Origin of the sequence: Polynucleobacter sp. MWH-Berg-3C6 (genome assembly GCF_018881855.1) — a bacterium.
GTDB lineage: Bacteria > Pseudomonadota > Gammaproteobacteria > Burkholderiales > Burkholderiaceae > Polynucleobacter.
Map to the genome: position 1 here is coordinate 714,206 of NZ_JACVPN010000001.1, position 20,246 is coordinate 734,451.

Below are 20,246 nucleotides of genomic sequence, written 5' to 3' on the forward strand. Positions count from 1 at the left end.
ATGCAAATACTTCGCCGGTGTGCGGCAACTCTTGGTTTGATGATGATGGCTGCCCTTATCTTGACAGCCTGTAAATCGGTTACTAGCAATGACACCGTAGATTACAAGAGCACAGGAGCGGTAAAAGGCCCTAATTTATCTTACCCACCAGATTTAATTACTGCCCAGGCGGATCGTCGTTACATTGTTCAAGACGGCACTGCAACGATGTCGGAATATAACGCAGCGATGAAAAAATCAGTTCAGATGCGTAGTAACGTCATGACTGGTATTCCTGGTATGCGAATTGCCCGTGATGGTGAGCGTCGTTGGTTGGTAGTTGAAAAACCTGCAACTGAGCTATATCCCCAGGTTAAGGATTTTTGGCAGGAAAATGGTTTCTTATTGGTAGTGGATTCTCCTTCTACCGGCATCATGGAGACCGATTGGGCAGAAAACCGCAGCAAGATTCCTCAAGATTGGCTACGCTCAACAATTGGTGGTTTTTTAGATACTCTATATGACACTGGTGAGCGTGATAAATATAAAACCCGGCTAGAAGCTCCCAAGCCGAATGAGACTGAGATTTTCATCACGCAAAAAGGGGCTTTGGAGAAGTGCATCACTGATGGGGGCGCCTGTAACTCTACGGTATGGACCAGCCGTCCCAATGATCCAGAGTTAGAGGCAGTATTTTTAGCGCGCCTAATGGAGCGTCTTGGTATGACTCAAGAGCAGGCAAAGGCAATGGTTGCGGTACCTTTGGGGCCGAAAAATCCAAAAGCTAAACTTGTTCAAGATCCTAATAAGCAGGCTTATATTGAGTTGAGCTCCGGGTTTGATCGCTCTTGGCGCGATGTGGGGCTAGCCTTGGACCGCTCAAACTTTACGGTTGAAGATCGCAATCGCTCCAGCGGTATTTACTACGTGCGATATGTCAATGCTAAGGATGTTGGAGATACCAAAGGATTCTTCTCCAATCTCTTTAGTAGCAAAGATGATTCAAAGTTACAGGCTAAAAAGTATCAAGTGATCGTTAAGAGCACTGGCGAGAACTCAGCAAATGTCTACGTACAAGACGCCGAAGGAAAACCAGAGAACAGTCCGGCTGGTGTTCAGCTGTTAACATTGCTGACAGATCAGCTATCTAAATAAATAGTTGAGATCAATAAAAAAGCCGCTCAAGAGCGGCTTTTTTTCTTCAAGAAGAAGATTACTTCTTAGCGTCAGCAGCTGGTGCAGCAGGAGCGGCAGGAGCAGCAGCAGGAGCTTCAGCAGCAGGAGCGGCAGGAGCAGCAGCAGGAGCTTCAGCAGGTTTTGCTTCTTCTTTTTTACCGCAAGCGGCCAAAGCGATAGCTAACATTGCAGCGAATACGAGTGACTTCTTCATTTGTAATTTCCTCTTAAAAAATGTAACAACAATTACCGGTAATTGTGTTGAAAATTCCTAGGGATTGCCCTTAGGGGATTTCCAGCATCAATTATATCCATCCTTGCTTTTAGAGCTCAAAAACGAGCCATCCCGCTAGATAGGCATCATAGAGGCTAGTCTTTTCGTTACCCGCAATTTTTTGGGGTGAAAGTGCTTTTTTGGCTGATAGGATTTGCCAGGCCCGGGCAATATCTTTACGCTGGCCTTGACTCATGTTCTCGCCATTGCAAAACACCTCATTACCAAGGCTCAGAATGCGAGTTTGAGGGTGGGCAATAAGCTTCCTTAGCCCAAGCTTTTTAGTGAACTGAGTGGAGCTTAGTGGCTTGATTGGGCCATCAAAGAATGCCTGCTGTTTGGGTTCTGAAAGGTAGGCTGTAATTCCTGGTAAAAAATGATCCACATGATCTAACTTCAATTTTCTTAGCTTTAATGTAATTTGCCTAATTAGCTCTTCTGGAAGTTGCTCTGCATTGGCAGTTGCCTTTTGCATTGGGTCTGTAAATTTCTGATCAAGCTCGGGGATATTTTCCAAGGATTCAGCTAGGCGCCATAGCCCCTCTTGGAGTAATTCTTTAAAACTAGGAGAGCGAAAACCAACCGACCAAGTTTGACAACCTGCATCTAGCGCGACACCATCATGGGCAATATGAGGCGGAAGATAAAGCATATCGCCTGGCTCCAGGACCCACTCATGCTCAGCTTTAAAGCGCTGCAAAATTTTGAGCGGTAGATTGGGCTTTAAGCTGAGATCTTTTTGCTGTGATATTTGCCACCGTCTTCTACCAGACATCTGTATCAAAAAGACATCATAAGAATCAAAATGGGGCCCGACACCACCGCCAAGGCCAGCAATGCTAATCATTAAATCATCAAGACGTGCATCCGGGATAAAGCGAAACCAGGAGAGAACTTTTGCAGCGGCAGGGTGATGGGCTTCCATGCCTTGTAGGAGAAGTGTCCAGTTGGGTTTGCTCAATGTAGGGATAGTTTTTTTTGTAAATGGACCAGAGCTAAGATTCCATGGCTCAGACTTTACGAGGCGAGATTCAAGATTATCTTGGCCAGCAAACTCAATTAGCTCCTCAGCTGAAATAGGGCTATCTAGACTTTCACCATTTTGTGTGGCTAGCGTAAATGCGGGAATTGCTCCACGGACTAATAATGGTTTCTTATGCCAATATCGCTTCATGAATAAATCAGGGCTTATGCCCCCAAATAATGCCCAGGGCTCATTTAGAGGTAGGTTTTGAGGTGCCTGAGGTGGCTGATAGGGTTTGCTCAAGTAAAATGAAGTCATAAAGTAAAAGCTTAGTAAAAACTCATTAAAAACGAATGTTTGACAGATTTCGCATGAAGATTGAAAAAAATACCATCGTATCCCTTCGCTATAAGTTAACCGATGCGCAAAATAATGTTATTGAAGAACCAGATTCTCCGATGGTATACCTGCACGGTGGATATGAGGGAACTTTTCCGAAAATAGAAACGCTTTTAGATGGTCAGGATATTGGTTATGAGGCTACCATTCAGCTCGAACCTAATGAGGCTTTTGGAGAGTATGACCCAGAACTTTTAAAGATCGAACCTCGTACTCGTTTTCCAGAGCCGCTCGAGGTGGGTATGCAATTTGAGGGTATACCGGATGCCGATGAGGAATCAGATGCTGCCGAAGAATCGGATGCTGATGATGAGCCGCTGATTTACACGGTTACCGATGTTGCAGATAATCAAGTGGTACTTGATGGCAATCATCCCTTAGCGGGTATGGCATTGCGTTTTTGGGTCCAAGTTGAAGATGTTCGTGCTGCTACTGAAAATGAAATCCAAAATCGTCTTCCAGAAGGCGGTGAGGGCTTTACTTTTGGGATGCCAAACGACGATGGGGATGATGCCGATGAGGATGAATTTCCGGGAACTACATTAGGCTCAAGCAGTCCAAATCCGCGAACACTGCACTAAATAAACCTCGAATTTATTCTTTAAGCCATTCTTTAATGGCATCAAGATCCCGCTTGGTATCGCTTGTACTGGAGGCATCCGCAGGTGTATTGCTTAACTTGGCTAATGCTTTTTCTAGCGCTGCAATCTTGGCCTCTTGTTCAATAGTTGCATCAATTAAACCCTTGAGAGCCATTGAGACTGGATCATCCACATTTGGTGTAACGCCATAAGCAGAAAAATATTCTTTTGTTTTGCTGTCCGGACTTTGTGGCAGATCTGGATGCAGAATGCGCGCAGGTATTCCGACAGCAGTAGCGCCAGCCGGAATTTCTTTTAGGACTACTGCGTTTGATCCAACGCGCGCACCATCACCGACGGTAAAGCCACCAAGTACTTTTGCACCCGCACTCACAACTACACCCTTACCAAGAGTTGGATGACGTTTAACGCCTTTATACAGCGAGGTTCCACCCAAGGTAACACCTTGATAGATCGTGCAATCATCGCCAATTTCGGTAGTCTCACCAATGACAATGCCAAGGCCATGATCCAGAAATACTCGGCGACCAATCTTTGCACCCGGATGGATTTCAATGCCGGTGATAAATCGTGAAATCATGGATAAGACGCGTGCAATCCACTTGAAACCAATATTCCATAAAAAATGAGAGATACGGTGGAAGAAAACCGCATGCAGACCTTGGTAGCAAGTAATGACCTCAAGGCGATTTCTTGCTGCAGGGTCTCTAGCAATAATGGAGTCGACTTGGTCGAATAGTGAATTAAACATATTTTGATTTTAACGGGATGTGCTTATTTTCTCTGGAGCATCTGTTTGGCAATACCACGCAAGAGATCAATTTCTTCTTTATGTAGCCTGCTGCGAGCAAACAATGCCTGCAGCCGAGGCATGAGTTTTTTGGGGTTGATCGGATCTAGGTAGCCAATAGCCTCAAGGCCTTCGCGCCAATGCTCGAGCATAGCGGCAACTGCAGCTGGATCGGCTAATTCTGCTGATTCCTCGCGATTTATCATCATTTCTGGCTCACCAGCCTCACTAAGGGATGCTCTCAGCATATAGGCGCAGACCATGAGGGCCTGAGCTAGATTAAGAGATGGATAGTCTGGATTGGCCTCTAGCCAGACCCGATGGGTACATAAGGCCAGATGTTCATTATCAAGACCGGTTCTCTCGGGCCCGAAAATCAGTGCAACTTCTCCATGGTTCTGAACGGTTTCCTGAATTAGAGTGCGAGCCGATTCCCAATCCAGTGCTGGAGGGCCAAATTCTCGATCTCGGCTTGTAAGGCCAAGTACGAGAGGGCATCCCTGAACGGCTTGGGCCAAAGAGTCGGATTCTTGAGAGGATTCGAGGATATTGACAGCGCCGCTTGCCAAGGCAATCGCTTCAGCATGTTTGGCAACATCTTTGATTTTGGGATTGATGAGGCGTAGGTCGCCAAAGCCCATTGTTTTCAAGGCCCGGGCTGCTGAGCCGACATTTCCAGGGTGACTGGTTTCGACTAAAACCCAGCGGATTAATTCGAATTTATCGGTGTTCATGGGCGGCTAATGGGTATCTAGGGGGCTCAAAGCGCTAATCGTTTAGAATCAGTGTATTAGCTTCGTATTGTCACGCAGTTTAGGCAATATTACAGGCTCGTTCTTATTTAATTTGTCCATCAAAACTTATGCATCCCATGTTAAATGTGGCCGTAAAGGCCGCCCGTCGTGCTGGAACTGTTATCAATCGGGCGTCTCTCAATTTAGAGCGATTGCAGGTTGATCGTAAACAGCACAATGATTTCGTAACCGAGGTGGACAAAGCCGCAGAAGCGGCAATCATTGAAACGCTCAGTGAGGCCTATCCAACTCATGGATTTTTGGCTGAAGAAACTGGCGAACACAATATCGATGCAGAGAACGTATGGATCATCGATCCATTAGATGGCACAACTAACTTTATTCATGGCTTTCCACAATATGCGGTATCGATTGCATTGGCTGTGAATGGCGTGACCCAACAAGCAGTAGTCTACGATCCAACTCGAGATGAGTTATTTACTGCAACTCGTGGAGCAGGTGCATATTTAGATCGCCGTCGTTTGCGTGTTGCAACTCAAGATCGCTTAGCGAGCTCTTTGATTGGTACTGGTTTTCCGTATCGCGAAGATCAAGACCTAGAAAAGTATTTAAAAATATTTGCTGAGATGACGCGTCAGTGTGCTGGACTACGCCGTCCTGGTGCGGCTTCTTTAGATCTGGCTTATGTTGCTGCCGGTCGTTACGATGGTTTCTTTGAGAGCGATCTCAAGCCTTGGGATATGGCAGCAGGGGCCTTGTTGATCACTGAATCAGGTGGTCTTGTAGGGAACTACCGTGGCGAAGAGGGTTTTCTGAAAAGCGGCGAAGTGATGGCTGCTAATCCAAGAGTCTTTGCGCAGATGGTTCAGTGCTTATCCAAATACTCTAAGACCTAAGCACTAATAAAGCGATCTGATTAAGTTTTAATGAGATCAAGGTAGCGCACACCCTGACTATCGATTGATAGTGCGCTGGCCCTTGGAGTTGTCCTATCGGGATGATCCAAGTCCCAATCGGATAGAACCCAACGTTGCCAGGTTAGTGCACCGGACTGCTCTTGATGATGTGCCGGCAAGTGGGTGTGACCATGAATCAACTTATCTGCGGATTGACCTCGCATCAACGCTGCGCAAGCCTCTAAGGTCACATTAGTTCTCACGTTGTTATTTAATGGCGACTTATTTGCCTCCGCTTGGTATTGGCTATGGCTATTGCTCCGCAGATGATTGGCGATGGAGCGACGCCATTGAAGTGGCATGCTTAGGAATAATTTTTGTATCCAGGGCTTTCTCACGATACTGCGGAACAACTGATAGCCTACATCTGCCGTACATAAGGCATCGCCATGGCTTAAAACATATTTGTGATGAGCAATTTCAACGTAAGAAGGGTCGGCCAATAAGGTCATCCCAGTTTTTTTCAAAAAGGCGGGTCCTATTAAGAAGTCACGATTGCCGTGAATATAGTAGGTCTTTGTTTTTGTTGAAAGCTTGGCTAGCGCGTGAAGTACCTCTTGCTGAAATGGGGAGTTCGCGGCCGCATCGTCTCCGACCCAGTATTCAAATAGATCGCCAAGAATAAATACAGCCTGTGCCTCGGGTGCATCTTTTTCACAGAAGTCAAAAAAGCGTTGCGCCGTCAAGGGCATTGACGGCGTCAGGTGTATATCCGAGATGAGCAGTGCGCTCGAATATTGCGGGATCATTCCTCGAGAACGGATGCCTTCTCAATAACAACGTCTTCGCTTGGCACGTCTTGGTGAAAACCTGAGTTGCCAGTCTTTACTTTGCGAATGGTATCAACAACATCCATGCCATCGATAACCTTGCCAAAAACAGCATAACCCCAACCCTGGGCATTGGGTGCGGTGTGATTTAAAAAATCATTGTCATTTACGTTAATAAAAAATTGTGCTGTAGCAGAGTGTGGATCACTAGTACGAGCCATGGCTACGGTGTAGCGATCGTTCTTGAGGCCATTATTTGCTTCGTTCTCAATTTCTGCACCAGTGGGCTTTTGTTTCATGCCAGCAGTCATGCCACCACCTTGAATCATGAAGTTATTAATCACACGATGAAAGATGGTGCTATCGTAGTGACCGCTCTTTACATATTGCAAAAAGTTAGCAACGCTCTTAGGCGCCTTTTCAGAATCAAGACTGAGGGTGATATCACCCTGATTCGTTTTTAACAGTACTTTAGTCATTATTTAGATCTACTTTCTGGAAGGTTAGTGGGTGGAGTATTGGGCTGATTAGCATCAGTTGCTTCTACAGATGGATTGCTTATGCGATTTAGCTGACGGTTTGGTGGAGGCTTCAATATATCTAATAGAGCCTTAGACCGTCTGGTGTATTGGCCTTGATTGAGCTGCGCATATTTAGCTGCATTCTCATAGGCTTGTGCCCCGAGGCGAATGTAAATTTCACCTAAGTTCGCAGAGGCAATTGCGTAGCTAGGACGCAGCTTTAGGGCGAGCTCTAAATAATCTCTGGCTTCAATCCAGTTACCCTGGTTAGCAGAGATTGCTGCCAGATTGTTGTAGGGTTCAGGCAACTCCGGAAATTGCTGAGTAATTTCAATTAAAGTTTTTTTGGCTTGATTAAATTGACGCATCTCAATCTGTACCCGTGCTTTTACAAAACGCAATTGCACGTTACGGGGAGTTTTCTTGAGTTGAGCGTTAATTAACTCAATGGCATCTTCAAATTTCCGGGCTTTCACGAGTTTTTCAACATCGGAAGGCACTGCATTTTTCGTAATGGGATCCGGTTCAATAATCAAGAAAGACAAGAAGGGTAGCGCTACCGTCTCGGAGAGTTCTGGATTCAGTGGGTCATAAGGAGTATCGGCCGATAGTCGCGAAGGATCATTTGGGCTGTATCCCCCTAAATAGCCTTGGGGTGCTCCGGCGTTGGATTTGATTTCCTGGGCATTTGCCACCTGAATTTCCGCATCTGCAAGCTGTTGGGCCGGTGTGCTGCAGCCTGTGATCAATATTGCCGCAAAAACTGCAGCAATAGTCCTGATAGGGGTGAAGTGTGATGCTGGAATGGTTGCAGGCATAGGGGAAGGGGTATAAAACTGGCTCATTCGATATACTCAGCGCTCAGTCTAACAAATTGGCGCTACTTGCCCCACCTTTATAGCCATATGCTGCAAATCTATAACACCCTTAGCCGCTCTAAAGAGGTATTTAAGCCCATCGTGCCGGGTCAGGTGAAGATGTATGTCTGTGGCATGACAGTTTATGACTTCTGCCATATTGGGCACGCTAGGGTCATGATTGTGTTTGATATGGTTGTTCGTTGGTTGCGTGCCAGCGGTTACGAAGTTCTCTATGTCCGCAATATCACTGATATTGATGACAAGATTATTAACCGCGCCATAGATAATGGCGAATCCATTTCTGCGCTGACGAATCGCTTTATTGATGCTATGCATGCTGACTCCGATGAGTTGGGTTTAATGCGCCCTGATCAAGAGCCGCGAGCAACGGATTACATTTCCCAAATGCAGGGCATGATTGGCAAGCTGATTGAAAATGAGTTGGCATATCAAGTAGACGACGGCGATGTTAATTTTGCGGTTCGTTTACTTCCAAGGTATGGTCAGCTTTCTGGCAAGTCTCTAGACGAACTCAATGCTGGTGAACGCGTAGCAATTGATAGCGGCAAAAGAGATCCTTTGGATTTTGTTCTCTGGAAGAGCGCCAAACCACAAGAGCCTGCAGACACCCGCTGGGCATCCCCATGGGGTGAGGGTCGACCAGGTTGGCACATCGAGTGCTCTGCAATGTCTTGCGACTTGCTGGGTGAGCATTTTGATATTCATGGCGGGGGTGCTGACTTGCAGTTCCCTCATCATGAAAATGAGATTGCCCAAAGTGAAGGTGCTTTGTATGGCAAAAATCGTCAAGACGACGATGCCCCATTTGTCAATTACTGGATGCATAACGGCCACATTCGTGTGAATGAAGAGAAGATGTCTAAATCTTTGGGCAACTTCTTTTTAATTCGTGATGTTCTGAAACGCTTTGATCCAGAAGTGCTGCGTTTCTTCATGCTCAAGGCGCACTATCGAAGCCCAATCAATTACAGTGATGCACAACTGGAAGAGGCTCGTGCTGGCTTGGTGAGGCTGTACACGTCCTTAGCTCAAGCCCAGGCTAAAACTAGCCCTTTGGATAGCCACAACCCTTGGGCTAAGCGCTTTACTGATGCCATGAATGACGACTTCAATACCCCGGAAGCCATTGCCGTGCTATTTGATCTAGCAAGCGAAGTCAATCGTGCCCAGGGTGCCGAAAAACAAGCGCTAGCAAGCACCTTAAAGTCTCTTGCTGCATCGCTTCATTTCTTGCAACGTGACCCTACCGAATTCTTGCAGGCAGGGTCAAAACAAGAGAGTGGTTTAAGTCCAGCTCAAATTGAAGAACAAATTGCCCAACGCCAGGCTGCTAAGCAAGCAAAAGATTTTGCTAAGTCGGATTTGATTCGAAAAACACTGTTGGACCAAGGTGTAGTTTTGGAAGATAAGCCAGGCGGCTTGACAGAATGGCGAAGAGCTTAGTGACTACGGTAAAAGAAAAATCAATCTTGCAAGAAGTTGCCCCAGAGTATTGGGAGCAAGCTTGCCGCGAGCTTATGAAGCAGGATCGCATTCTCAAAAAGTTAATTCCTAAGTATGGTTCTGGTTTTTTGGTAACACGCGGTGATGCTTTTACAACATTAGCTAGAGCAATCGTCGGGCAACAAATTTCTGTTGCTGCCGCACAAGCAGTTTGGGATCGGGTAGTGATTGCCAGTAAGAAAAAAATTAATCCTAAAAATATTTTGGCGCTTACCGTAGAAGAATTGCGAGCCGCTGGTTTATCCGGTCGTAAGGTGGAATATATCCGCGATTTAGCTGATCACTTCGATTCTGGTCGCCTCCATGCCAATCAATGGAAAGATATGGATGATGAGAGCGTTATTAAGGAATTGAGCTCTATTCGGGGTATTGGGCGCTGGACCGCTGAAATGTTCCTGATTTTCAATATGGTTCGCCCTAATATCCTGCCTTTAGACGATGTTGGTCTAATTAAGGCTATTTCCCTCAATTACTTCAGTGGTGAGCCTGTCAGCCGCCATGAGGCGCGGGAGGTAGCGGCCAACTGGGCCCCGTGGCGTACGGTTGCCACTTGGTATATGTGGAGAAGTATCGACCCCATCCCAGTTGAATATTAAAATCAGACTATGAAAACGACTTTCCTGGATTTTGAGCAGCAAATCGCAGAATTAGAAACAAAGATCGAAGAGCTGCGTTTTGTACAAGATGAATCATCGGTAGATATTTCCGATGAGATCAAAACGCTTTCTGAAAAAAGTCAGCAGCTTACTAAAGATGTTTACGCCAACTTAACGCCTTGGCAAGTATCCCAAGTAGCACGTCATCCACAGCGTCCTTACACTCTAGATTATGTCAGCGCACTATTTACTGACTTTCATGAATTACATGGCGATCGTACTTTTGCTGATGACCAATCCATCATCGGCGGCCTGGCGCGTTTTGACAATCAACCATGTATGGTCATTGGCCATCAAAAAGGTCGCGACACCAAAGAGCGCGCTCTTCGTAACTTTGGTATGAGCCGTCCTGAGGGTTATCGCAAAGCGATGCGCCTGATGCGCCTTGCAGAAAAGTTTGGTATTCCTGTCTTTACCTTTGTGGATACTCCTGGAGCTTTTCCGGGCATTGATGCTGAGGAGCGCAATCAATCAGAAGCGATTGGCCGCAATCTCTATGTACAGGCTGAATTAGAGGTGCCCATTATTGCGACGATTATTGGCGAGGGTGGCTCGGGCGGCGCTCTAGCAATTGCCATGGGTGATGTAGTACTGATGCTGCAAAACTCTACCTACTCAGTGATCTCCCCAGAAGGATGTGCTTCAATTCTATGGAAGACGGCTGATAAGGCCCCAGAGGCTGCAGAACAATTGGGTTTAACTGCACAACGCTTAAAGGCGCTGGGCTTGATCGATAAGATTGTGGCTGAGCCAGTAGGCGGCGCTCATCGCGACTATGACACCATGATGGCCAATATGCGTAAGGCTCTTAGTGAGTCAATCAAGACTTTTGATGGCATGAAGGTAGATTCACTCCTTGAGCGTCGTCATGATCGTCTAATGAGTTATGGCAAGTTCAAGGAAATCACAGCTAAGTCCTAGGCTTGGAAAGCGAATTGCGGTTGCCTTAAGTGGCGGCCTCGATTCGGTTGTGCTGCTCGATACAGTTTTTAAAGCCCAAGCTAATAATAAATCTTCTGCGATCTACGTTTTTCATATTCATCACGGTTTGCAAAAACAGGCTGATGACTGGTTGATCTTTTGTGAGAAGCTTGCAAAAAAATATCAAGTGCATTTTGATTTTCGTCTACTGCATTTAAAAGGTGAAGAGCAGGGCAATGTTGAAGCTAGGGCGAGAGCAGAACGTTACGAGGCCCTCGCAGATCTCTGCGCTGAATATGGCATTGAAGACTTGCTGCTGGCACATCACCAAAATGATCAGGCAGAAACGACGCTCTTGCAGCTCCTGCGAGGCGCTGGTGTTGCGGGCCTAGCTGGCATGCCGGCTAGCCGCGAGCTAAATGCGAGGGAGGGCAAGGTCACCCTCTGGCGTCCTTTATTGGGGCAAAGCAGAAAAGACCTCGAGGCTTATGCAAAAGAGCACAAGCTCAAATGGATTGAAGATCCTAGCAATCAAGATGCTAAATATCGTCGTAATGCAATTCGTAAATCAATCATCCCCGCGTTAGAAAAAATTCAACCTGAAGCAATTGCTAACCTGGCGCGAAGCGCAGGATTACTTGGCGAGGCCCAAGGCTTGCTGGATCGCTTGGCTATACATGACGGTAAAACCATTCTTTTGAAAAATGGAGTCGGGCATCAGCAATTGCTTGGGTTGGCACAAAATGATTTACCGGCCGCCAATAATGTATTGAGGTATTGGTTAAAGGCAAATGGTCTGACAATGCCATCACAAGAACGGCTAGCTGCATGGTGGCGCGATCTTCAGGCAGTAAAAGCGGGTGCTCAACTAGAGTGGGCTCATGACCAAAGCATTATTCGGCTTTGGCGTGGCATTTTGCAAGTTGAGGATGCAAAGGGTGGTGAATGGGTTTTTAAAACCATTCCTAGTTCTAGTAAAGCTCCCGGGCTTCCAAGCCAATGGATTAGAGATGCCCAGAAAAACGGTTTGATTACCCAAAAAGAGAGGTCTGGATCAGAAAAGATCCAAATTAAAGCCAATACGCCGCGCAAGACCCTCAAAAATCTCTTTCAAGAGGGTGATATTCCCCCATGGGAACGTAAGGCGCCTTTGCTGTATATCAATGGTGATTTGATCGCTGTTGCAGGGGTGGGCCTGAGCTATCCACATATGGTTCACTCTGGGCCTAGGGTGCGACCCGAGTGGCAACAGAAGGCTTAGCAGGTTTAAAACCCTGTAAAATAAGGCCTTTTTGATCCCCAGGAAATTCATTTCCTGTTATAGATAGTGAAATAGACGGTTTTTATGGCTCTTATCGTTCATAAATATGGTGGCACCTCAATGGGCTCAACGGAGCGCATTGCGAATGTCGCTAAACGTGTTGCTAAATGGATGCGCGCTGGCCATCAGGTGGTTGTGGTGCCTTCAGCTATGTCAGGCGAAACCAATCGCCTGCTGGGCTTGGCAAAAGAAATTAATCCTGATGCCAATCCACGTGAGTTAGACCAGATTGCCTCAACAGGTGAACAAGTTAGCTCTGGCTTGCTAGCCTTGGCATTGATGCGTGAAGGTGTTGATGCGGTTAGTTATGCCGGCTGGCAGGTAACAGTTCATACCGATTCTGCTTTTACTAAAGCCCGCATTAAGAGTATTGACGACAAAAAAATTCTCAGTGATTTGAATGCTGGCAAAGCAGTAGTGGTTACTGGGTTCCAAGGTGTGGACCCTGATGGCAATATCACTACCTTGGGTCGTGGAGGTTCAGATACTTCCGCAGTTGCTATGGCTGCTGCACTAAAAGCAGACGAGTGCTTGATCTATACCGACGTTGATGGTGTTTATACAACTGACCCACGAGTTTGTGAAGATGCACGTCGACTAGACAAGATTACTTTTGAAGAGATGCTAGAAATGGCCAGCTTGGGCTCAAAGGTCTTGCAGATTCGTTCAGTTGAGTTTGCTGGTAAGTACAAAGTTAAAACCCGGGTTCTGTCTTCCTTGACAGACCCATTGATGCCTTTAGACATTGAAATGAAGTCGGGCACCTTGATTACATTTGAAGAGGACAGCACTATGGAAGCCGCAGTTATTTCCGGCATCGCCTTTGCGCGTGATGAAGCGAAGATTACCGTTTTAGGAGTTCCTGATCGCCCAGGTATTGCATATCAAATTTTGGGCCCAATCGCCGACGCCAATATTGACGTTGACATGATTATTCAGAATCAATCCGTAGATGGTAAGACTGACTTTACCTTTACTGTCCCGCGTGCTGATTATCAAAAAGCATTGGACCTACTCAAGAACACAGTTCAAGCACACATCGAAGCGAAAGAGATCTCAGGCGATCCTAAGGTATCTAAGGTTTCAGTAGTTGGAGTGGGTATGCGTTCGCATGTTGGCATTGCTAGCAAAATGTTCCGCACCTTGTCAGAAGAAGGTATCAATATTTTGATGATCTCTACTAGTGAGATCAAGATCTCAGTAGTAATTGACGAGAAGTACATGGAGCTGGCTGTTAGAGCGCTTCATAAGGCATTTGAGCTAGATCAGAAGTAAGAAGGCAAAAGGGCAGTAAAAACCCCTCTGAAGCGGTTATCCGTTAAACTGTAGGGCGTTGTAAAGAGTTAGAAATACGGAGACGTGGCCGAGCTGGTCGAAGGCACTCCCCTGCTAAGGGAGCATCGGGGCTAAAACTCTGATCGGAGGTTCGAATCCTCTCGTCTCCGCCAGTATTTTCAAATAAACCCAGTAAATTCAATGAGTTATTGGGTTTTTTGTTGTCTATAACTTCCCTATTAAAAATAACTATTGGTAATTTTGCAACTAAATGTTGCAGCACAGCATTTATATGTATACAATGGTGCATCGCAATAAACCAACCAATTAGGAGAAGTCATGTTTCAAACTCAATTAAACGATCAAATCGCTCAAGCTCAAGCTAAAGCCGTTGAAACTGCAAAACATTTGGCTCAAGTAGCTGTTGAAAGCGCCCAAGAATTGGCAGAAATCAACCAAGCCGCTGCAAAAGATGCATTGGCTGCTGCACAAGATACAAGTTCACAGTTGTTAGCAATCAAAGATCCACAGCAATTGGCTAAGTTGGCTCAGCCAGAAGCTGCTCAAGAAGCTGCTAAGTACGCTGCTGCTTACCAAGCTAAAGTGAACCAAGTTGTTCGCAATGGCAATAAAGAAGTTGCTCAAGTAGTTGATGCTTCAATTGATGATGCACGTGCTGATTTAGTTAAGTTTGTTAAAGAAGCTACTAAAACTGCACCAGCTGGCGCAGAAGCTTTTGTATCTGCATTCCAAACAGCATTTGATGCTTCACTCCAACAGTTTGACCAAGTTCGCGCTACAGCAACTGATGCTTTCGCAAACTTCGAGAAGAGTGTTGATGCAGCATTGGCAAACATTCAAGGCCAATACGCTGGTAAATCAAGCAAGAAGTCTGCTGCTAAATTAGCTGCTTAATTCAGTTTTACCTGTATTGCAAAAGCCGCCCTCGGGCGGCTTTTTATTTGCTAAACATATTTACCTGTTATACCGCCATCGACAACCAGCTCAGTGCCGGTGATGTAAGAGGCTGCATCAGATACTAAAAATGCGCAGGCATGGGCGACATCCCATGCAGTTCCCATATGGCCCACTGGTACTTGACGATCACGTGCAGCGCGCGCTTCATCTAGATTATCCGTAGAAAACATTTTTGCTACAGTATTTGCAATGCGAGGGGTGTCAATGAGTCCTGGCACCACAGTATTAGCGCGAATGCCGCTACCAGCATACTGCTGAGCAATCATTCGAATAAATTGCGTATTCGCTGCCTTGGTGACGCTATAAGCTAAATGTGGATAGCCCAAATAACGCATGGCTGCTACAGAGGAGATGGCAATAATATTGCCTGTGCGCCTAGCTTGCATCTCAGGCAGCACCTCTTGAGAGGTTAATAGAAGGCTGCGAACATTCACGTTGTGGATGCGATCAAAGTCTTCAGCACTGGTTTCCATTGGACCGCCCACTTTTCCAATGCCAACATTGTGATGCAGTACATCGATGGCGCCATAGCAGTTACGGGCTTCGGTAAACAATCTTTTGACATCTCCTTCAATGGAGATATCACCAATAAAAGTGGAGGCAATTCCACCCTCATTCAAGATAATCGCAGTCGTTTCATCTGCAGATGTGCGGTCACAATCTACTACGCAGACTTTGGCGCCCAGGCGTGCATACGTCACGCTTGAAGCTCGTCCAATACTCCAGCCTGGTCCAGCGGATCCGCCACCGGACACAAAAACTACTCTGCCAGTTAGATCAAGAGGGAGCGCGGGCGGATGTTTCCTCACTGTGTAAGCCCAACAGTCATGCCGCCACAAACGTAAATAACTTGTCCCGTCGTAAAGCCAGCACGTTCATCTAATAGAGATGCCACTAAGTGTGCTACCTCATCGGGTTGACCAATGCGTCCCAGAGGGACGCTTTCTAATATCCGCTGTGTAGCGGCTGCACCTGGTGGATTGGCGCTATTAAAGAGTTCTGTAGCAATGGGGCCAGGGCCAATAGCATTTACTGTAATGCCATCAATTGCAACTTCTAGCGCTAATGTCCGGGTAAAACCAAGGAGCGCAGCTTTACTGGATGAATACGCAATGCGTTCGGCTTTGCCTAATGCTGCACGACTGGAGATATTGATGATGCGACCAAAACGTGCCGCTCTCATACCAGGTAACAAGGCTTGCACACAAATAATAGCTGCTGAAAGATTGACTTTAATGACTGCGGCTAAATCCGCGCTAGTGGTTGCGTCGATGTTTGCAGGGCGAACAATCCCTGCATTATTAACAAGACGGGTAATGGGGTGCTTTGAGACCAGCTCAGTTAGCGCAGATCGCAAAGCTGTTTCATCGGCAAGATCTACCTGTACAAAGATTTCCTGGCCGAATAGCTTTTCTGGAGCCTCTTTATCTAGATTCAATACCTGCAGGCCGTCATCAATGAGGCGTTTAGCTATTGCCCTGCCAATACCGCGACTAGCCCCAGTAATCAGAACTCTATCTTGATGACTATGCATGCCTAGCCGATTTTATTTGCGCCATCCACAAAAGGAATGGCATGTTCAACGGTATCCCAAATAAACCGACCAGATGGGCTTTGCTGTTCTTCAACAATGTGTGCCACTAAGCCTGCAGATCGTGAGATTACGGCAAATCCTCGCATCACAGCGGTTGGTATTCCAATTTCCCCTAAGAGCGCAGCAACTGCACCGGTAGCATTAATGGTGATGGGTCGACCAGCCACCTCATCTACTGCCTTAGATAGAGTTTCAAGCGCTCGAATATGATCACCTTTCAATTCCTTTTCAGCGCGACCCATTTCGAGGAGCTTGTAGGCGCGGGGATCTATTGGTTTATGCAAATGGTGTCCGAAGCCAGGTACTGCTGCTTTAATCTTTTTGTAGTGTTGCGCAATGCTTAGCGCTTCCGCATAGGGGTCTGGAGCTGCCGTAATACGATCCAGTAGTCCCGAGCAATTTTCCATAGTGCCAATAAAGGAGCTTCCGACTGCCAATAAGCCTGCCGAAACAGCGCCTTGAAGGTTTTCAGGGGCGCTCATATAAATAAGTCTTGTGGCAATTGCACTAGGAGTAAGACCATGCTCCATTAGAACGATGAGAACAACATCAGTGATGCGGATATCAACCCCACGTGGTTCTCTTCCTAAAATTTGCATCAACATGACTTCAGTAAAAGTCTTTTTCCCCATCAAGTCTTCAACTAAATCTGCATTTCGGTAATGCAAGCTAGTAAGAGTGTGAGTACAAAGTCCGGTGATGGGAGTCTTCTGAGAATTTTGGCTTGTCATAATTTATATCGCTGTTCAATTTGTGGAGAGAGTATTTATCACGGCACTTTTGAGTAATTTACCGACGTTAGAGCGCGGCAGACTCTCGTAAAAATGAATATGTTTAGGTGTTTGTACTGGGCCTAGAAGATTACGCACAAAGGTAATGAGTGTAGCTTCATCAACATGTTGTCCAGGATGTAGTTGAACGGCAGCTTGTACAGTTTCACCCCATTTTTCATCTGGCAGGCCAAAGACAAGGCATTCATGGACAGCTGGGTGCTGGCTCAGCGCGTTTTCTACATCCACTGGGTAGACGTTAAACCCACCTGTGATCACGATATCCTTGAGCCTATCTTTTAGATAGAGAAACCCTCTTGAGTCAATCAGGCCACGATCGCCGGTATGAAGCCAGCCATCAATAATAGTTTCAGCCGTCTTCTCTGGCATACGCCAGTAACCATTCATTAGCAAGTCACCCCGCGCAACTACTTCACCGATTTCACCGGTTGGTAATAATTTTCCTTCTGGTGACATGATCGCCACATCACTAAACCAAGTTGGGCGACCAACCGCTGCCCAGTTATTTGGATCTTCAAAATCTTCAGGACGCATTACAGTCAAAATTTGGGGCGCTTCAGTTTGACCATACGTAGTTCCTAATACTGGACCAAAGAAATCACGTACTTTGCGAACTTGCTCAGGAGGCATCGGTGCACCACCGTAAATGAGTCTACGCAATTTAGGGAAATCATTGCGTGATGCATTAGGCAAAGCCATTAGCATATAAACCAAAGTAGGCGGCATAAAGCAAACAGTCCCGTCACGCTCTTTAAAGGCAGATCTGACAACCTCTGCACCTTGGCCATCCAGTATTACGTGGCAACCACCTTGAGCAAGAATCGGTACGATATAGGTAGAAGTGCCATGTGTAATTGGTGCAGCGACGACATAGCGTTCATGTTCATCAAACCCCCATACATGAATCTGGTTGCTAATGTTTGCCATCCATGCTCGATAGGGCTGCATGACACCTTTAGGCGCGCCAGTAGTGCCACCCGTAAATTTGATTGCCTGAATCGCATCTTGAGGTAGCTCAAAAGAAGGTTGTGGAGCATCCTCATGCAAGTCAATTAACTCATCCATGCTGCGAGCTGCAGAGCTTGAGTCTGGACCGGTATAAATCCAAGCCCCGGGGGCGCCCTGGAGTAGGTCTTGATTGGCGGCATCCAAAATCACGATCGATGGCTCAGTGACATTGATGATGCGCTGTATTTCAGGATGGGTGCTCTTGGGATTGAGTGGAATCCATACCTTGCCACATGCCAAAATAGCCAGCAGTGCAGTAATGTGATCAGCGCTATTGCCTGCGCAAATAGCAACCCGACTCTGCAGGGTTGGATCTAATGCAGCAAGCCCAGCCGCAAGTGCTTTAACGCGTTTTGCTAAAGACGCAAAATAAATTGGCCCTTGCGGAGTATCAATGGCAATACGATCAGGCCAACGCTGCGCGGCCCTCCAAAAAAAATCAATTGGAAACATTAGTAATTATTCAGCTTTAGCACCAGACGCCTTCACAACATCGCGCCAGCGTTTCACTTCAGAAGCTTCAAATGCAGCCATCTTTTCAGGGCTTCCAGGCTCTGGAGTTGCAGCTAACTCTTGCATACGCTGACGAACTTCAGGCGAGTTGAGTGCTTTATTCAGTGCTGTATTTAATTGCGTGATGATCGGTTTTGGAGTCCCTGCTGGGGCAACCAACGCAAACCAGGACTGGACATCAAACCCTGGATAGCCTGATTCAGCAATCGTAGGCACATCTGGCAAAAATGGCGAGCGTTGAGCGCTAGTCACAGCAATCGGACGCAGTTTTCCGGCTTTAATATGGGGTAAGGCAGAAGGTGCGTTATCAAACATCGACTCAACCTGACCGCCAAGCAAATCGGTTACCGCAGGAGCGCTACCCTTGTATGGAATATGCAGCATTTGGATTTTTGCTTGCATCTTAAACATTTCGCCGGAAAGGTGAATGGATGAACCGCTTCCCGAGGATGCAAAGGTTACGCCATCCTTTGAGTCTTTCGCATAGCGCACATAGTCTGCTACGGTTTTTACAGGCAAGCTCGGATTTACAACCAAAATATTGGGAATCTTGGCCATCATGCCAATCGGCTCAAAATCTTTAATAGGGTCATAGCTCAAATTAGGGTAAAGCGTAGCGTTGATGGTATTTGCTATAGAGAAGGCATATAACGTATAACCATCGGCAGGTGAGCGAGCCACAAGCTCAGCGCCTACGTTGCTGTTCGCACCAGGGCGATTTTCTACAACAATGGATTGGCCCAGCGTATTGCTCATGCTGACAGAAATCAAACGCGTTAATACATCGGTTGCCCCGCCAGCAGAGTAGCCAACAATAATCTTGATTGGTTTTGTAGGCCATCCTGCAGAGGATTGCGCAAATGCCGGAACTGAAATAGCAGTAATCAGGGCGGCAAAAATAATCAGCAAGCCTTTTTTGGGCGTGAAATGCAAAGACATAGTTCTCCTCCAGTTTCTTAATTATTCAGTATTTATAACACCAAAGTAGCCCAGATGCGTTCTTGGTGCCGGCGGCATACAGGCGCTTGTAAAACCCGTTTATTAGGGTATATCACTAGTTAATTATTAAACTTCACAACTTCACAACTTCACAAGTTGTGATATAGTGTAAGAACTGGGAGATGAAATGAAGAGACAAATACCGAAAACACATCAAGCCTTGGAGTGGGTGGGGAAGGGCATGACTGCTGCTCAAGCAGCCAGAAAAATGCAAATTTCAGAATCCAGTGTGTATGCCGCTCTAAGAAAGACAAAGGCGAAAGAAGTGGGTTGTTGCCCAACATGTGGTCACAAAATAAGGAACTAAGATGAAAAAGACTCTATTAGCAGCTGTATCAATTTCTGTAGCCGCATTTGCTTACGCCAATACCAAACCATCAGATTCATCGGCATTGGTGAGTCAACAATGCCAAATTTCTGCTGAAGCCGTATCAACATTAAAAGGCTTGCGCTATGGCAATACATCAATTAGAAAAGATGTATCTAGCCTCATTAATACCCATCTGAAAACTCCAGAGAATCGCGAGATCGCACAAAGAGCTTTAAATCTGATGATTGACGACAAATCAACTGATGTAGCCACTCTAGAAGGCAGGTACTGCTCTTAATGGCAAAGGCTT

General features: G+C 46.3%; 22 protein-coding genes and 1 tRNA gene. 11 read left to right on the forward strand and 12 right to left on the reverse strand.

All coding sequences use genetic code 11. The annotated features are described in order from the left end of the window. Positions 1-1,134 carry an outer membrane protein assembly factor BamC gene (gene bamC, locus ICN13_RS03685; RefSeq protein ID WP_255534022.1) on the forward strand — a complete coding sequence of 378 codons (1,134 nt, stop codon included), beginning with the start codon at positions 1-3 and terminating at the stop codon, positions 1,132-1,134. A 58-nt stretch (positions 1,135-1,192) separates the two neighbouring features. Here bamC and ICN13_RS03690 read toward each other — a convergent pair whose 3' ends face one another. Both ICN13_RS03690 and ICN13_RS03695 read right to left on the reverse strand, forming a co-directional pair. After that, the gene (locus tag ICN13_RS03690; protein WP_216139013.1) at positions 1,193-1,369 is read right to left on the reverse strand and encodes a hypothetical protein; all 177 of its coding nucleotides are present in this window, start codon (positions 1,367-1,369) and stop codon (positions 1,193-1,195) included. A 109-nt stretch (positions 1,370-1,478) separates the two neighbouring features. Continuing rightward, entirely contained in the window at positions 1,479-2,603 is a 1,125-nt protein-coding gene (locus ICN13_RS03695; protein ID WP_255534023.1) for a cupin domain-containing protein, read from the reverse strand. Positions 2,604-2,764: 161 nt separating this feature from the next. Here ICN13_RS03695 and ICN13_RS03700 point away from each other — a divergent pair, with 161 nt between their 5' ends. Then, positions 2,765-3,373 (forward strand): peptidylprolyl isomerase, encoded by a 609-nt coding sequence (locus tag ICN13_RS03700; RefSeq protein WP_255534024.1) that lies wholly within the window; start codon positions 2,765-2,767, stop codon positions 3,371-3,373. Positions 3,374-3,386: 13 nt separating this feature from the next. On the opposite strand, the gene cysE is transcribed toward ICN13_RS03700, so the two are convergent. Further along, positions 3,387-4,145: a serine O-acetyltransferase gene (gene cysE / locus ICN13_RS03705; protein WP_216139016.1), complete on the reverse strand. Its 759-nt coding sequence runs from the start codon at positions 4,143-4,145 to the stop codon at positions 3,387-3,389. 23 nt (positions 4,146-4,168) lie between these two features. Beyond that, a complete protein-coding gene (locus ICN13_RS03710) occupies positions 4,169-4,918 on the reverse strand; it encodes an RNA methyltransferase (RefSeq protein ID WP_216139017.1) in 750 nt (249 codons plus the stop codon). 128 nt (positions 4,919-5,046) lie between these two features. Here ICN13_RS03710 and ICN13_RS03715 point away from each other — a divergent pair, with 128 nt between their 5' ends. Beyond that, the gene (locus ICN13_RS03715; protein ID WP_216139018.1) at positions 5,047-5,835 is read left to right on the forward strand and encodes an inositol monophosphatase family protein; all 789 of its coding nucleotides are present in this window, start codon (positions 5,047-5,049) and stop codon (positions 5,833-5,835) included. Between the two features lie 20 nt (positions 5,836-5,855). On the opposite strand, the gene ICN13_RS03720 is transcribed toward ICN13_RS03715, so the two are convergent. Genes ICN13_RS03720 through ICN13_RS03730 form a run of 3 tightly spaced genes read right to left on the reverse strand, consistent with a single transcriptional unit; the run spans position 5,856 to position 8,031 of the window. Beyond that, positions 5,856-6,644 carry a UDP-2,3-diacylglucosamine diphosphatase gene (locus ICN13_RS03720; RefSeq protein ID WP_216139019.1) on the reverse strand — a complete coding sequence of 263 codons (789 nt, stop codon included), beginning with the start codon at positions 6,642-6,644 and terminating at the stop codon, positions 5,856-5,858. Then, entirely contained in the window at positions 6,641-7,144 is a 504-nt protein-coding gene (locus ICN13_RS03725; protein WP_216139020.1) for a peptidylprolyl isomerase, read from the reverse strand. The genes ICN13_RS03720 and ICN13_RS03725 overlap by 4 nt, the downstream gene beginning before the upstream one ends. Further along, the gene (locus ICN13_RS03730; RefSeq protein ID WP_255534025.1) at positions 7,144-8,031 is read right to left on the reverse strand and encodes a M48 family metallopeptidase; all 888 of its coding nucleotides are present in this window, start codon (positions 8,029-8,031) and stop codon (positions 7,144-7,146) included. Before ICN13_RS03730 ends, ICN13_RS03725 begins: the two co-directional genes overlap by 1 nt. Positions 8,032-8,091: 60 nt before the next feature. On the opposite strand from ICN13_RS03730, the gene cysS reads away from it, so the two are divergent. The 7 genes from cysS to ICN13_RS03765 all read left to right on the forward strand — a co-directional run bounded on the left by cysS (position 8,092) and on the right by ICN13_RS03765 (position 14,658). Then, positions 8,092-9,510: a cysteine--tRNA ligase gene (cysS, locus tag ICN13_RS03735; protein WP_216139021.1), complete on the forward strand. Its 1,419-nt coding sequence runs from the start codon at positions 8,092-8,094 to the stop codon at positions 9,508-9,510. Beyond that, a complete protein-coding gene (locus ICN13_RS03740; protein WP_216139022.1) occupies positions 9,495-10,166 on the forward strand; it encodes a DNA-3-methyladenine glycosylase in 672 nt (223 codons plus the stop codon). The genes cysS and ICN13_RS03740 overlap by 16 nt, the downstream gene beginning before the upstream one ends. A gap of 9 nt (positions 10,167-10,175) precedes the next feature. Further along, positions 10,176-11,147 carry an acetyl-CoA carboxylase carboxyltransferase subunit alpha gene (locus ICN13_RS03745; RefSeq protein ID WP_216139023.1) on the forward strand — a complete coding sequence of 324 codons (972 nt, stop codon included), beginning with the start codon at positions 10,176-10,178 and terminating at the stop codon, positions 11,145-11,147. Next, entirely contained in the window at positions 11,113-12,408 is a 1,296-nt protein-coding gene (gene tilS, locus ICN13_RS03750; RefSeq protein WP_216139024.1) for a tRNA lysidine(34) synthetase TilS, read from the forward strand. The genes ICN13_RS03745 and tilS overlap by 35 nt, the downstream gene beginning before the upstream one ends. Before the next feature lie 84 nt (positions 12,409-12,492). After that, the gene (locus tag ICN13_RS03755) at positions 12,493-13,743 is read left to right on the forward strand and encodes an aspartate kinase (protein WP_216139025.1); all 1,251 of its coding nucleotides are present in this window, start codon (positions 12,493-12,495) and stop codon (positions 13,741-13,743) included. Positions 13,744-13,821: 78 nt separating this feature from the next. Continuing rightward, positions 13,822-13,916: transfer RNA gene (locus tag ICN13_RS03760), tRNA-Ser, on the forward strand. Positions 13,917-14,082: 166 nt separating this feature from the next. Further along, a complete protein-coding gene (locus ICN13_RS03765) occupies positions 14,083-14,658 on the forward strand; it encodes a phasin family protein (RefSeq protein ID WP_216139026.1) in 576 nt (191 codons plus the stop codon). Between the two features lie 50 nt (positions 14,659-14,708). On the opposite strand, the gene ICN13_RS03770 is transcribed toward ICN13_RS03765, so the two are convergent. The 5 genes from ICN13_RS03770 to ICN13_RS03790 are packed head-to-tail and all read right to left on the reverse strand — an operon-like array spanning position 14,709 to position 19,566. Beyond that, positions 14,709-15,476 (reverse strand): SDR family NAD(P)-dependent oxidoreductase, encoded by a 768-nt coding sequence (locus tag ICN13_RS03770; RefSeq protein ID WP_370622943.1) that lies wholly within the window; start codon positions 15,474-15,476, stop codon positions 14,709-14,711. Between the two features lie 50 nt (positions 15,477-15,526). Further along, positions 15,527-16,255, reverse strand: a complete 729-nt coding sequence (locus tag ICN13_RS03775; RefSeq protein ID WP_216139028.1) for an SDR family oxidoreductase — start codon at positions 16,253-16,255, stop codon at positions 15,527-15,529. Between the two features lie 2 nt (positions 16,256-16,257). Beyond that, on the reverse strand, positions 16,258-17,046 hold the full coding sequence (locus tag ICN13_RS03780; RefSeq protein ID WP_216139029.1) for a citryl-CoA lyase: 789 nt from the start codon (positions 17,044-17,046) through the stop codon (positions 16,258-16,260). 15 nt (positions 17,047-17,061) lie between these two features. Then, the gene (locus ICN13_RS03785; RefSeq protein WP_216139030.1) at positions 17,062-18,567 is read right to left on the reverse strand and encodes a class I adenylate-forming enzyme family protein; all 1,506 of its coding nucleotides are present in this window, start codon (positions 18,565-18,567) and stop codon (positions 17,062-17,064) included. Positions 18,568-18,573: 6 nt separating this feature from the next. Next, entirely contained in the window at positions 18,574-19,566 is a 993-nt protein-coding gene (locus tag ICN13_RS03790; RefSeq protein ID WP_216139031.1) for a tripartite tricarboxylate transporter substrate binding protein, read from the reverse strand. A 368-nt stretch (positions 19,567-19,934) separates the two neighbouring features. Between ICN13_RS03790 and ICN13_RS03795 the strand changes: the two genes are divergently transcribed. Further along, entirely contained in the window at positions 19,935-20,234 is a 300-nt protein-coding gene (locus ICN13_RS03795) for a hypothetical protein (RefSeq protein ID WP_216139032.1), read from the forward strand. Positions 20,235-20,246 lie beyond the last annotated feature (12 nt).